This window comes from Allostigmatella hybrida (assembly GCF_020103775.1).
Classification (GTDB): domain Bacteria; phylum Myxococcota; class Myxococcia; order Myxococcales; family Myxococcaceae; genus Hyalangium; species Hyalangium aurantiaca.
In genome coordinates, this window is record NZ_JAHXBH010000002.1 from 248,581 (window position 1) to 261,657 (window position 13,077).

Here is a 13,077-nt window from a genome sequence, read left to right on the forward strand (position 1 = left end):
CTCTTTCGTCCGGAAGCAAGATGCCCCCTCCGTTGCCGGGCTTGGCGTCGCAAGCCCGGTCTGTCCCTGGAAGCGGCCGTTACGCGCGAAGCACTTCAAGCGTGACGAGGATCCGCCGCAGCTCCTCGACCTGCGGCGCCTCCAGCGGGAGCAAGGGCGCGCGCAGCGGGCCTACCCGTGTCCCGGTGAGTTCGAGTCCCGCCGAGATGGCCCGGGGCAGGCCGTGCTTCACGATGAACTGCAGCAAGGGAAGCTGGCGGTAGAAGAGCGTGCGTGCCCGATCGAGATCCTTCCGCTCGATTGCCTCGTACAGCTGGACGTTCAGCTCCGGGATGAGGTGGGGCGCCGCGGTACACCACCCCCGCGCCCCGGCGACGAAGGCCGCGAGCGCGAGCGGGTTGCTGCCGTTGTAGAAGGCCACCTGCTCACCGGCGAGCTGCACCAGGCGATGCATCCGGTTCACATCCCCCGTGCTCTCCTTCACCATGGTGACGTTGGGGATCTCCAGAACCTTCGAGATGACCTCCGGGGACAGGTCGATTCCGCCGGTCGCTGGGTTGTTGTACAGCGCGATCGGGAGGGAGATGGCCTTCGCCACGGTGTCGAAGTGGCGGAGGATCTCCGCATCCGTCAGCTTCCAGTAGCTCATCGGGATGATCATTACCGCCGTGGCCCCGACCCGCTCGGCGAAGCGGGCATGGTGGACCGTCCGCTCCGTCGTGAGGCTCGAGACGCCCACCAGGGTGGGCACGCGCCTGGCCACCTGTTGGACGGTGGTCTCCGTCACGGCCTCACGCTCCTCGTCCGTGAGGTATGGGAGGACGCCGGTGCTTCCCAGCGGGGCAATGGCATGCACGCCCGCCTTCACCTGCCGCTCGACCAGCTCGCGCAGCAGCCCGAGGTTGACGCGGCCGTCCTCCTGAAACGGGGTGATGGGGTAGGAGACGATGCCTCGAAGGGGGGCGTTCTTCATGACCGCTCCTCGTGGTTCTTGTCGAAGAACTGGTCGCCCCGCTCCGGCACCTCCTCGCGCAGCGCGATGCCTCCCATGTTCTGCAGCATGGGAGCGTTCTCGCACGCGAGGTAGCGGGCCACGCCCTGGCCGGTGTTGACGTGGTTGTGCCACGCCCACACGGGGACGTAGACAGCGTCCCCTTGCTTCCACTCGACGCGCTTGCCCCCCACGTACGAGTACCCCTCACCCTCGAGGATGTAGAGGACGGTCTCGTAGGTGTGGCGATGCCGGTTCGAGGACTGGCCCGGCTCCAGCCAGCCAATCGTCATGCTGAGCGCGTGCGAGGGCAGGTCAACGAAGAAGACCGGGTGCTTGCGTGCCTTCGAGTACTCCTCCTGCCGCCCGCCCTGTTCGACCTGACGGTGGGCGAGCTTCTCGGGCATGACGACTCGAGGCCGGGGGGGCGTCTTGTCGAAATCGGCCGAGTGATACTTGGCGGTTCCTGCGTCTGCCATGGGGGCTCCTCCTGCTTTCTCCGGCGATGTGCCGGACACACCCAGATGAGTAGCGCTAGACTGGACCCGTGAGAGGAGCCGGTTTCCAGATGACAAGGGGTCCAGTTGCGAGACCGTGGCGGTTGGATCTGCCACTGGAGCCCGCCAGCGCCACGCCGCTCTACCGCCAGCTTGTCCAAGCCATTGTCCGCGACATCCGCCGGGGAAGGCTGCGCCCGGGAGATGCCCTGCCCGGTACGCGCACGCTGGCAGAGGAGCTCGGCATCACGCGCAAGGTGGTCGTCACCGCACTCGATGAGCTCGTCTCCCAGGGATGGCTGGTCTCGCAGCCCGCGCGCGGAACCTTCGTCTCCCCTGCCCTTCCGGCCCATGCGGTCGCCGACGCCGAGCCCAGGCGGGCGGACGTGCGCCAGGGTTCCGTGGCGGCAAGGCCCTCTGTCCTCACCCTGAACGATGGTGCCCCGGATGCACGCCTCGCGCCCCTGGAAGCCCTCGCGCGGGCGTATCGCAGGGCCCTGCTCCGGCTCTCACGCAAGGGCCTCGGGTATGGAGATGCACGCGGTGACGAGGTGCTGCGGGAAGTCCTCTCCTCGTTCTTGAACCAGGCGCGCGGGCTCTCCAGCCGGCCGGAGCAGTTTGTCATCACCCGAGGCAGCCAGATGGCGCTGCTGCTCGCGGGCAAGGCGCTCGTCCGCCCGGGCGAGGCTATCGCCGTGGAGTCCCCGGGCTACACGCCTGCCTGGGACGCGTTCCGGTTCGTGGGCGCGGAGCTATGCCCTGTCCCCGTGGATCATGAGGGATTGCGAATCGACGCCCTGGAGCGGGTGCTCGCGCGTGGGCGGGTTCGTGCGGTCTACACGACGCCCCACCACCAGTACCCCACGACCGTCTCTCTCTCCGCGGCGCGGCGCCTGGCACTCTTGTCTCTCGCGGCGCGGCACGGATTCACCATCATCGAGGACGATTACGACTACGAGTACTACTACGCATCGCGTCCGCTCCTGCCCATGGCGAGCACCGGCGAGCTCCGGAGCGTGGTGTACATCGGCTCGCTCTCGAAGCTGCTCGCGCCGGGCATCCGTGTCGGATACCTCGTGGCGAACGAGCAGATTCTCGAAAAGGCGGTGGAGGCACGGGCGACGGTGGACCGGCAGGGAGATCCTGCCCTGGAGCGCGCTGTCGCGGAGCTTCTCGAGGACGGAGAGCTTCAACGGCACGCGCGCAAGGCACGCCGGGTGTACGAGGGGCGCCGGGATCACTTGGTGTCACGCCTGCGGGCCCATCGGCAGCTGCGGGAGCTGCTTGAGTTCGATGTGCCCTCGGGAGGACTGGCCCTCTGGCTGAGAGCCCGGGAAGGGGTGGACGTGGAGGCGTGGAGCCGCCGCGCCGCCGAGCAGGGACTCCTCTTTACGCCCGGCAGTGCGCATGGAGCGGAGCGGCTGGCGCGGCAGGGCTTTCGCGCTGGATATGCCGCGCTGGAGCCCCGGGAACTGGATGCCGCAATCACGCTCCTCGGCAAGAGTGGGCCTGGGTGACTCTTCCGCGTGCTGCGCCCTTATGGCGCTCAGCGGAGGATTGTGGAACGAGGCTTGGAGACAGTTCAGGAATGAGCGCCCTGATGCGAGTCCCCAGGAGATCTACCAGCATGCTGGAGAGTTGATCTTTCGTTTTGAGTTGACAGGGCAGGTTGTTCCCTACCGGCGCGGGAGATAGGTGAGATGTCCCAATTCTATTGGCTTCGCGAAGGCCGCTCTCCGTCCCTGACGGGAAGTCTTCAAGCGAAGCATCGGTGGGGGCTTCCCGGCCTGCACTGCTCTGCGTGTGGCGCGACGTGGGCTGGAAGTGCTTCTGCCTTTCCTGGGGTGGACCTCACGCCTCTTCCAGAGCGGGCCGCCTTCGAGAAGGCACGCCCAGAACCGTTGGAGGAATTCATCCGCTTGCGTGAGCTGGTTCGGCCGCTGGTGCCCGCCGACGCTCAACTGTTGCCGGGGGCAGAGTTTGGCCCCCTAGAAGGAACTGCGTCTGGATCCTTCGGTCAGTTCTTCTTCCAAAGTGCCTGGATGCCGCTCATTCGCCGCGAGGCCTTGGAGCGCCTCCAAGCGGAAGGCATTCGCGGCCTGCGCGCTTTTCCAACCCAACTGCGCTTCCGGCAAAAGAGCCCTCCTGATCTGCTTGAATTGGAAATCGCGGCCCACGGGCACCTTCATCCAGATTGTTTCCCGGCCGATGCCCCCGCCCGCTGTGTGACGTGTGGCCGTCTGGGGCTTCGGCGCCCTGAGCGCATGGTGTTGGATGCCGCTTCATTACCGGAGCAACTCGACTTATTCCGGCTGACCGATTTCGAGACGACGCTTGTGGGGACGAAGCCATTCGTGGAGGCCGTTCAGCGTCTGGGGCTAAGCGGGATTGACGCTGGAGAACTTCCCACGCGGTAATCCTCCCATCCATCTCCAGGATCGATGGAAAGCATGAAGACATTGCGGTGTCGCTGCCAGCGCTCCCTCTGTAGCTTGCCCTCATCCAGGCACTGAACCCTCATCCCTATCGATAGACCATGACCTCCGCGAACCTCATCCTCAAGAACGGCCGCATCTTCACTGGCGACACGCGCAAGCCCAGCGCGTCCGCCGTCGCCATCACCGGCGGCCGCATCTCCTCCCTCGGCAGTGAGCCGGACGTCATGGCCCAGCGCGGCGCCGCCACCCAGGTCATCGACCTGGAGGGCCGCACCGTCATCCCGGGGCTCATTGACTCCCACATCCACACCATCCGGGGAGGGCTGAACTTCAATCTGGAGCTTCGCTGGGATGGGGTTCCCTCGCTCGCGGATGCCCTGCGCAAGCTCCGCGCGCAGGCGCAGCGGACGCCTCCTCCCCAATGGGTGCGGGTGGTCGGCGGCTGGAACGAGTTCCAGTTCGCCGAGCGGCGATTGCCCACCCTGGAGGAGATCAACGCGGCGGCCCCCGAGACGCCCGTCTTCATCCTGTACCTGTACGGCCTGGCGTTCCTCAACGGCGCCGCGCTGCGCGCCGTGGGCTACACGCGCGACACGCCCAATCCTCCGGGAGGCGAAATCCAGCGCGACCGGCAGGGCAACCCCACGGGCATGCTCATCGCCAAGCCCAACGCCGCCATTCTCTACTCCACCCTCGCCAAGGGCCCGAAGCTCTCCCCCGAAGATCAGGTCAACTCGACCCGGCACTTCATGCGGGAGCTCAACCGCCTCGGGCTGACGAGCGTCATCGACGCGGGCGGCGGGTTTCAGAACTACCCCGACGACTACCAGGTGGTGGAATCCCTGCACCGCCAGGGGCAGTTGTCCGTGCGGATCGCCTACAACCTCTTCACCCAGCGGCCCCAGCAGGAGATCGAGGACTTCCGCAAGTGGACGGGCATGGTCCGCCCCGGTCAGGGTGATGCCTTCTACCGGATGAACGGGGCGGGCGAGATGCTCGTCTTCTCCGCCGCCGACTTCGAGGACTTCCTCGAGCCCCGGCCCGAGCTTGCCGCCTCGCTCGAAGAGGAGCTGGAGACGGTGGTCCGGCACCTCGCCGAGCACCGCTGGCCCTTCCGGCTGCACGCCACCTACGACGAGTCCATCAGCCGCTTCCTGGACGTCTTCGAGAAGGTGAACCGGGACGTGCCCTTCCAGGGGCTGCGGTGGTGGTTCGACCACGCGGAGACCATCACCCCCCGGAACCTGGAGCGCACCCGGGCGCTCGGCGGCGGCATCGCCGTCCAGGACCGGATGGCCTTCCAGGGCGAGCACTTCATCGCCCGGTATGGCGCGGATGCCGCGGCCCACTCCCCGCCCATCCGGCGCATGCTCGACCTGGGGATTCCGGTCGGCGCGGGCACCGATGCGACGCGCGTGTCCAGCTACAACCCCTGGGTCGCGCTGTACTGGCTCGTCACGGGCAAGACGCTCGGGGGCGCCGCGATGTACCCGTCCTCCAACCGGATGAGCCGGGAAGAGGCGCTCCGGCTCTACACCGCCGGCAGCGCCTGGTTCTCCGGCGAGGATCAGGACAAGGGAACCCTCTCCGAGGGCAGGTTCGCCGACCTCGCGGTGCTCTCCGCCGACTACTTCTCGGTGCCCGAGGAGGAGATCAAACAGCTCCAGTCGGTCCTCACCGTGGTCGATGGGAAGGTGGTCTACGGCGCGGGCAAGTTCGGTCCCCTGGCGCCTCCCCTTCCCCCCGTGAGCCCGGACTGGTCTCCTGTCGCGGGCGATGGAGGCCTCTCGGGACCGTCGGCCTCCCCCGCTTCCGCCCATGCCCATTCCCATTCCCACGCCCATCCCCACGTTCACGCGTCCCCCGTCGCGCACGGTGCCCTCTGGGGCAGCGGGAGCGGCTGCGATTGCTTCGTGTTCTGAGGCGGCCTCAATGGCTCACGGAAAGGAAACGGCCATGGAAGTCCTGAAGCTCGACGGAACAGCCCCCCAGCCCGTCAAGATCGTCTTGGAGCGGCGCATCAAGCCCGGCACCCATGCGGCCTTCGAGCAGTGGGTCCAGGCGCTGATGAAGACCGCGTCCGGGAACCCAGCCCTGCAAGGCTCAAGCGTGTTCAAGGCGGGCGAAGGCGATTACTTCATCCTCTTGCGCTTCGAGGGCCAGAGCGCCCTGGATGCGTGGCAGGCCCTGCCTGAAGTCGTGGAGCTGCTCCGAGCCGGGGATGCGCTCGCCACCACCCTGGAGCCCCCCGCGGTCCGTACCGGCCTGGAGACCTGGTTCACCGTGCCGGGCATGAGCCCGCGCGCGGTGCCCCCCAAGTGGAAGATGGCCCTCGTGACGTGGCTGGCCCTGCTTCCCCAGGCGCTCATCCTGGGCATGCTGATTCCCAAGACGCTCCCCCGCTTCGTGGCCGTCTCCCTCTCGACGGCCCTCCCCGTGGCGGCGCTCACCTGGTTCATCATGCCCCGGCTGACCGGGCTCCTCGCGCGGTGGCTGTACGCCCCCTCGAAGCACTGAATCCAGCGCCTTGCCCCGGAGATCACATCATGATGGCGCCATGTTCGACGCCATCACTCTGGATCAGCTCCGCACCTTCGTGGCCGTCGTCGATGAAGGCAGCTTCTCGGCGGCGGGCCGCAAGCTCCGGCGCGTCCAGTCCGCGGTGAGCCACGCCATGGCGAACCTCGAGACGCAGTTGGGCGTTCAGCTCTGGGACCGTTCGACCAAGATTCCGACGCTCACCGGCGAGGGGACCGTGCTGCTCGCGGCCGCCCGGCGCATCTGCGCCGACGTCGACGCCTTCAAGCGCATGGCCGAGGGCTTCGTCGAGGGGCTCGAGTCCAGCATCGCCCTGGCGGTCGACGCCCTGTTGCCCGTCCGGGCGCTGGTGGATCTCTGCCGGGAGTTCTCGGCGAAGTTCCCCAGCGTGCAGCTTCGCCTGTACACGGACACGCTGTCGGCGGTGTCGGAGCTCGTGCTGGAGGGCACCTGCCAGATCGGCGTGGTGGGCCCGGCGGCGCAGACGCAGGGGCTCGAACGCCAGCACCTCAGCACGGTCCGGATGATCCCCGTCGCCGCCAAGGACCACCCGCTCGCGCAGCTCCAGGGCCCCGTGCCCACGCAGGTCCTCGCCGAGTACGTGAACATCGTGCTGAGCGAACGGGGCGGCTCCCGTCAGACGGCGGATCAAGGCCTGCTCTCCTCCAACGTGTGGCGCGTGGCGGACCTCCACACCAAGCACGCCTTCCTCCGGGCCGGCCTCGGCTGGGGCAACATGCCGGAGCATCTGGTCCAGGAGGAGCTCGCCAGCGGCCAGCTGGTGCGCCTGCGGCCCGCCGCCTGGGGCGAGGACCAGTGGGTGCTCTCGCTCTCCATCGTGTACCGGCCGGATCTCTCCAAGGGCCCCGCCACGCGCTGGCTGCTGGAGCGCATGACGGAGCTGTGCCTGCGCGACATCGGGCCCCCGCAGCCGGGCCCTTCCCCCTGAAAGACAGAGGCCCGGGCCTGCGCGATGAGCGCGGGCACCGGGCCGGAGTCCACCGTCAGAAGCGCGGACTACTTCTGGTACGTGTACGCGTGGATCTCGGTCTCGCGGAAGAAGTACGCGATCTCGTTCTTCGCGTTCTCCAGGCTGTCCGAGCCGTGCACCGTGTTCTTGTCGATGCTGGTGGCGAAGTCCTTGCGGATGGTGCCCGCGGCGGCCTGCGCCGGGTTGGTGGCGCCCATCAGGTCACGGTTGGCCAGCACCGCGTTCTCGCCCTCCAGCACCATGAGCACCACGGGGCCGGAGATCATGAAGCTGACCAGGTCCTTGAAGAAGGGCCGGGCCTTGTGGACGGCATAGAAGCCCTCGGCCTGGGCCTGGGACAGGTGCTGCAGGCGGATGGCGATGGGCTTCAGGCCCTTCTCCTCGAAGCGGGAGATGATCTTCCCGATGACGCCCTTCTCCAGTCCGTCCGGCTTGATGATGGACAGCGTACGCTCGATGGCCATGGTCGTGGTCCTCGTATCTCGTGCTTGAGTAAAAAACGGTTAGCGCTTCTTCGGAGGCCCGCGCTTGACGGCCTCCTGGAGCGTGGTGCCCAGCTCGGCGGGGCTCGCGGCCATCAGGAAGCCCGCAGCCTCCATGGCCTTCATCTTCTCGGCGGCCGTGCCCTGGCCACCGGAGATGATGGCGCCCGCGTGGCCCATGCGCTTGCCCGGGGGCGCGGACTGGCCGGCGATGAAGCCCGCGATGGGCTTGGTGAACTCGCTCGCCACGTACTTGGCGGCGTCTTCCTCCGCCGTGCCGCCGATCTCGCCGATCATGATGACCGCGTCGGTCTCGGGGTCGGCGTTGAAGAGCTTCAGCACGTCCACGAAGTTGGTGCCGTTGACCGGATCACCACCGATGCCCACCGCGGTGGACTGGCCCAGGCCCAGCTGGGTGAGCTGGTACACGGCCTCGTACGTCAGCGTGCCCGAGCGCGACACCACGCCGATGCGGCCCGGCTTGTGGATGTGGCCCGGCATGATGCCGATCTTGCACTTGGCCTCGGGGGTGATGACGCCCGGGCAGTTCGGCCCGATGAGGCGCACGCCCGGCTTGCCTTCCAGGTAGCGCTTGGCGCGCACCATGTCGTTGACGGGGATGCCCTCGGTGATGGTGATGATGAGGGAGATGCCCGCGTCGGCGGCCTCCATGATGGAGTCGGCGGCGAAGGGGGGCGGCACGAAGAGCACCGAGGTGTTCGCCCCGGTCTGCTTCACCGCGTCCGCCACCGTGTTGAAGACGGGCACCTTGCCCTCGAAGTCGGTGCCGCCCTTACCGGGGGTGACGCCGCCGACGAGCTTCGTGCCGTACTCCAGCATCTGCTTCGAGTGGAACGAACCGGCCGAGCCCGTGATGCCCTGGCAGAGGACCTTCGTATCGTGATTGACGAGGATGCTCATGGCTTCCTTAAAGGGGTGTGGGTGTCGGAAGAGGCGCGCGGACTACTTGATCGCGGCCACGGCCTTCTCCGCGGCCTGCCGCAGGTTGTCCGCCGGGGTGATGGCAAGGCCCGAGCTGCTCAGCAGCTTCTTGCCCTGCTCCACGTTGGTGCCCTCGAGCCGCACCACGAGGGGGACCTTGAGCTGGACCTCCTTGGCGGCCGCGATGATGCCCTCGGCGATGACGTCACACTTCATGATGCCGCCGAAGATGTTGACGAGCACCGCCTTCACCGCCGGGTCTGCCAGGATGAGCTTGAAGGCCGCCGTCACCTTCTCCTTGCTCGCGCCGCCGCCCACGTCCAGGAAGTTGGCCGGGCTGCCACCCACCAGCTTGATGGTGTCCATGGTGGCCATGGCCAGACCCGCGCCGTTCACCATGCAGCCGATGTTGCCGTCCAGCGCGATGTAGGCCAGATCGAACTCCTTGGCCTGCGTCTCGCGGGGCTCCTCTTCCGCCAGGTCGCGGTAGTGGAGCAGCTCCTTGTGCTTGAAGAGCGCGTTCTCGTCGAAGGTCACCTTCGCGTCGAGCGCCACCACGCCGCCGTCCTTCAGGATGACGAGCGGGTTGATCTCCACCAGCGCCGCGTCCGTCTCCGTGTACATCTTGTAGAGCGCGGAGCAGAACTGGACGAACTTGTTCACCGTGGGGCCCGTGAGGCCCAGCCCGAAGGCCAGCTTGCGGCCCTGGAAGTCCAGGAAGCCCACCGCCGGGTCCACCGCCTCGCGGAGGATCTTCTCCGGGTGGTGGGCGGCCACTTCTTCAATCTCCACGCCGCCCTCACGGGAGGCCATGAAGGTGATGCGCGAGGTGGCGCGGTCCAGCGTCACGCCCAGGTACAGCTCCTGGCCGATGGCGAGCCCCTCCTCGATGTAGACCTTGTGGACCGTCTGCCCCTCGGGGCCGGTCTGGATGGTCTTCAGCTTCATGCCCAGGATGGACTTGGCCAGCTCCTTCGCCTCGGCGGGGCTCTTGGCCAGCTTCACGCCGCCGCCCTTGCCGCGGCCGCCCGCGTGGATCTGGGCCTTCACCACGACGACCGGCGTCGCCAGTTCCTTGGCCGCGGCCTCCGCCTCATTGGGCGAGTTCGCGAGAATGCCCCGGGGAGTGGGGACGCCGTACTTCCGGAAGAGTTCCTTGCCCTGGTACTCGTGGATCTTCATCGAGGCTCCGGGTGATGGCGACGACCTTAGGCGTCAGTGGGGGCTGCCTCTTCTCGCAATACGCGCCGGAGTGCAAGAACGTTTACATTCCGGAGAGGCCAGCCACGGGGGGTTGTAAAACAGACGGCGCAACCGCGGGAGCGGCCCGGCCCTAGCCTGGACCGGAGTGTCCCTTGCTCTCCTCTTCCTTGAAGAAGAGGTCCTTGATGACGACCTTGGTCACCTCGCGGTTCATCGCCGCGATGGAGCTGGTCAGCGGGATTTCCTTCGGGCACACCTTCACGCAGTTCTGCGCCTTGCCGCAGTCCTGCACGCCGCCCGGCCCCATGAGGGCCCGGACGCGCTCCTCGGCGTTCAGCTTGCCGGTGGGGTGCATGTTGAAGAGCCGCGCCTGGCTGATGGCCGCCGCGCCCACGAAGGAGTTGTCGAGCGTCACCTGCGGGCACGCCTCCAGGCAGCTGCCACAGGTGATGCACGTGGAGAGCACGTACATCGTCGAGTGGTCCTTCTGCGACTGGCGCGGGCCGGGCCCCAGGTTGTGCGTGCCATCCACGGGGATCCACGCCTTCACCTTCTTGAGCGCCTCGAACATCCGGTCGCGGTTCACCGTCAGGTCACGCACGACGGGGAACTTCTTCATCGGCTCCAGGGTGATGGGCTGCTCCAGCTTGTCGATCAACGCCGAGCAGGCCATGCGCACCCGGCCGTTGATGTTCATGGCGCAGCTGCCACACACCTCTTCGAGACAGGCGGCGTCCCACACCACGGGGGCGACCTTCTTGCCCTGCACGGTGACGGGGTTGCGCTGGATCTCCATGAGGCAGGACACGACGTTGGCACCCTTGTGGTACGGGATGCGGAACTCGTCGTAGTGGCTCTCCCCTCCCGGCCCATCCTGGCGCCAGATGCGGAAGGTCACAGTCTGCGACGAGACGGAACTTGGCTGAGCGGTATCCATGGTTCGGTAGCCCTTCCTTTCGTTTGCTTACGCGTACCAGCGCGGCTCCGGCGCCAGGACCGGGGTCGGGACGTCCTCGTAGGAGATCTGCGGACCCTCGGGCGAGTAGTTCGCCATGGTCGTCTTGGCCCACTTCTCGTGGCGCTTCTTCCAGAGCTCCATCCACCCGGCGTCCTCGCGCGGGTCCTTCGACTTCGGCTCCGGCAGGGAGAAGTCCGGCTTGTAGTGGGCGCCCCGGCTCTCGTCGCGCAGGAGCGCGCTGGTGGCGATCACCTCGCCCAGCTCCAGCATGTTCCACACCTGGTTGGTGTAGGAGAGCGACCGGTTGGCCACGTTGCCCGTGTCCAGCACGTTGACGTTCTTCCAGCGGTCCTTCAGCTCGCGCACCTTCTCGATCGTCTTCTTGAGCCGGTCGTTGTAGCGCACGACGGTGCAGTTCTCCGTCATCACGTCGCCCAGCTCCTTGGCGAGCTGGTACGGGTTCTCCGTGCCCGCCATCTTCTTGATGGTGGCGAAGCGCTCGTCCCAGTACTTCTTCGCGTCGTTGAAGTACTTGTCGCTCTTGGCCGCGGCGCTCTGGGCGTTGTTCTTCGCGTAGGCCGCCATGGCCGGGCCGCCGATCATGCCCGAGTAGATGCAGGACAGGAGCGAGTTGGCGCCCAGGCGGTTCGCGCCGTGGAACGCGTAGTCCGCCTCGCCGGCCGCGTAGAGGCCCGGGATGCGGGTGGCCTGGTTCTTCGGGCTGCCCTCGGCCGGGGTATGCGTGCGCGGGTCCGCCTCGAACGACACGTGCAGGCCGCCCATGGAGTAGTGCATGCCCGGGAAGATGACCATCGGCGTGTGGCGCGGGTCATCCCCCACGAACTTCTCGTAGATCTCCATCACGCCCTTGATCTTCGCGTCGAGCGTCTTGGCGGGGATGTGCGTCACATCCAGGTACACGCCGTCCCGGCCGCCGATGCCCAGGCCCAGGTCGCGGCACACGGTGAAGATCTCGCGCGTGGCCACATCGCGCGGCACCAGGTTCTTGTACTTGGGGTACTTCTCCTCGAGGAAGTACCAGCGCTCGCTGTCCGGGATGTCCTTGGGCAGGCGCGTGTCGCCCTTCTTGCGCGGCACCCACACGCGGCCACCCTCGCCACGCACCGACTCGCTCATCAGGCGCAGCTTGTCCTCGCCCGGGATGGAGGTGGGGTGCACCTGGATGAACTCGCCGTTGGCGTAGACGGCGCCCTCGATGTAGGCGCGGCCCGCCGCGGTGCCGGTGTTGATGATGGAGTTGGTGGAGCGGCCGAACACGATGCCCGGGCCACCCGTGGCCAGGCATACCGCCTCGGCCGGGAAGGTGCGGATCTCCATCGTGCGCAAGTCCAGCGCCACGCTGCCGATGCAGCGGCCGGCCTCGTCCTTCACCGTGCCGAGCCACTCCCAGAACTCGTACTTGGTGACCTTGCCCTCGGCCTCGTAGCGGCGCACCTGCTCGTCCAGCGCGTAGAGCAGCTGCTGGCCGGTGGTGGCGCCCGCGAAGGCCGTGCGGTGGTGGAGCGTTCCGCCGAAGCGCCGGAAGTCCAGCAGACCCTCGGAGGTGCGGTTGAACGTCACCCCCATGCGGTCCAGCATGTAGATGACGCCCGGGGCCGCGTAGCACATGCCCTTCACGGACACCTGCTCGGCGAGGAAGTCACCGCCCCGCAGGGTGTCCATCACGTGGATGTCCGGGTGGTCACCCTCACCCTTCGTGTTCACCGCACCGTTGATGCCTCCCTGGGCACATACCGAGTGCGAGCGCTTCACCGGCACCACGGAGAGCACATCCACCTGGTGCCCCGCCTCGGCCAGCTTGATCGTCGTCATCAGTCCGGCGAGACCACCGCCGACCACCGTGAACCGCGCTGCTGCTGCCATGCATCGTCTCCTTCACTGCCAGGAGGCAGGGGGCTGCTGGCTCGCTTGACTTGCCGAGCGCGCCACCCGAAGTCCCCGGTGTGGGCTCTACACGCTAGTGAACTCGTCAACGCTTCGCCGCAATCAGGTTCACGCCAGCAATAAGGGCGCGCC

Annotated in this window: 12 protein-coding genes and 1 pseudogene; 6 read left to right on the forward strand and 7 right to left on the reverse strand. The window is 67.2% G+C overall.

All coding sequences use genetic code 11. The features are described from left to right. Nucleotides 1–79: 79 nt before the first annotated feature. A complete protein-coding gene (locus tag KY661_RS06290) occupies nt 80–973 on the reverse strand; it encodes a dihydrodipicolinate synthase family protein (protein ID WP_225409341.1) in 894 nt (297 codons plus the stop codon). Next, nucleotides 970–1,470 carry a cupin domain-containing protein gene (locus KY661_RS06295; RefSeq protein ID WP_075010880.1) on the reverse strand — a complete coding sequence of 167 codons (501 nt, stop codon included), beginning with the start codon at nt 1,468–1,470 and terminating at the stop codon, nt 970–972. Before KY661_RS06295 ends, KY661_RS06290 begins: the two co-directional genes overlap by 4 nt. 122 nt (nt 1,471–1,592) lie before the next feature. Between KY661_RS06295 and pdxR the strand changes: the two genes are divergently transcribed. The 6 genes and pseudogenes from pdxR (at nt 1,593) to KY661_RS06325 (ending at nt 7,413) form a co-directional block, all read left to right on the forward strand. Continuing rightward, nucleotides 1,593–3,005, forward strand: a complete 1,413-nt coding sequence (pdxR, locus tag KY661_RS06300; protein WP_225409342.1) for a MocR-like pyridoxine biosynthesis transcription factor PdxR — start codon at nt 1,593–1,595, stop codon at nt 3,003–3,005. A 34-nt stretch (nt 3,006–3,039) separates the two neighbouring features. Further along, a pseudogene (locus KY661_RS06305) lies at nt 3,040–3,183 on the forward strand (DUF2380 domain-containing protein); the annotation flags it as partial. Nucleotides 3,184–3,188: 5 nt separating this feature from the next. Continuing rightward, on the forward strand, nt 3,189–3,905 hold the full coding sequence (gene sitI6 / locus KY661_RS06310; protein WP_225409344.1) for a SitI6 family double-CXXCG motif immunity protein: 717 nt from the start codon (nt 3,189–3,191) through the stop codon (nt 3,903–3,905). A 119-nt stretch (nt 3,906–4,024) separates the two neighbouring features. Further along, entirely contained in the window at nt 4,025–5,848 is a 1,824-nt protein-coding gene (locus KY661_RS06315; RefSeq protein ID WP_225409345.1) for an amidohydrolase, read from the forward strand. A 34-nt stretch (nt 5,849–5,882) separates the two neighbouring features. Continuing rightward, the gene (locus tag KY661_RS06320) at nt 5,883–6,443 is read left to right on the forward strand and encodes an antibiotic biosynthesis monooxygenase (RefSeq protein WP_225409346.1); all 561 of its coding nucleotides are present in this window, start codon (nt 5,883–5,885) and stop codon (nt 6,441–6,443) included. A 40-nt stretch (nt 6,444–6,483) separates the two neighbouring features. Then, nucleotides 6,484–7,413: a LysR family transcriptional regulator gene (locus tag KY661_RS06325; RefSeq protein WP_225409347.1), complete on the forward strand. Its 930-nt coding sequence runs from the start codon at nt 6,484–6,486 to the stop codon at nt 7,411–7,413. 68 nt (nt 7,414–7,481) lie between these two features. On the opposite strand, the gene ndk is transcribed toward KY661_RS06325, so the two are convergent. From ndk to sdhA, 5 genes are all read right to left on the reverse strand, one after another. Next, nucleotides 7,482–7,919, reverse strand: a complete 438-nt coding sequence (gene ndk / locus KY661_RS06330) for a nucleoside-diphosphate kinase (protein WP_225409348.1) — start codon at nt 7,917–7,919, stop codon at nt 7,482–7,484. A gap of 39 nt (nt 7,920–7,958) precedes the next feature. Beyond that, nucleotides 7,959–8,858 carry a succinate--CoA ligase subunit alpha gene (gene sucD, locus KY661_RS06335; protein ID WP_225409349.1) on the reverse strand — a complete coding sequence of 300 codons (900 nt, stop codon included), beginning with the start codon at nt 8,856–8,858 and terminating at the stop codon, nt 7,959–7,961. A 42-nt stretch (nt 8,859–8,900) separates the two neighbouring features. Continuing rightward, nucleotides 8,901–10,061, reverse strand: coding sequence for an ADP-forming succinate--CoA ligase subunit beta (gene sucC / locus KY661_RS06340; protein WP_225409350.1), 1,161 nt, complete (start codon nt 10,059–10,061; stop codon nt 8,901–8,903). Between the two features lie 151 nt (nt 10,062–10,212). Next, complete coding sequence (gene sdhB / locus KY661_RS06345) at nt 10,213–11,019, reverse strand: succinate dehydrogenase iron-sulfur subunit (protein ID WP_075010873.1); 807 nt, start codon at nt 11,017–11,019, stop codon at nt 10,213–10,215. Between the two features lie 27 nt (nt 11,020–11,046). Further along, nucleotides 11,047–12,924, reverse strand: a complete 1,878-nt coding sequence (sdhA, locus tag KY661_RS06350) for a succinate dehydrogenase flavoprotein subunit (protein ID WP_225409351.1) — start codon at nt 12,922–12,924, stop codon at nt 11,047–11,049. Between the last annotated feature and the right edge of the window lie 153 nt (nt 12,925–13,077).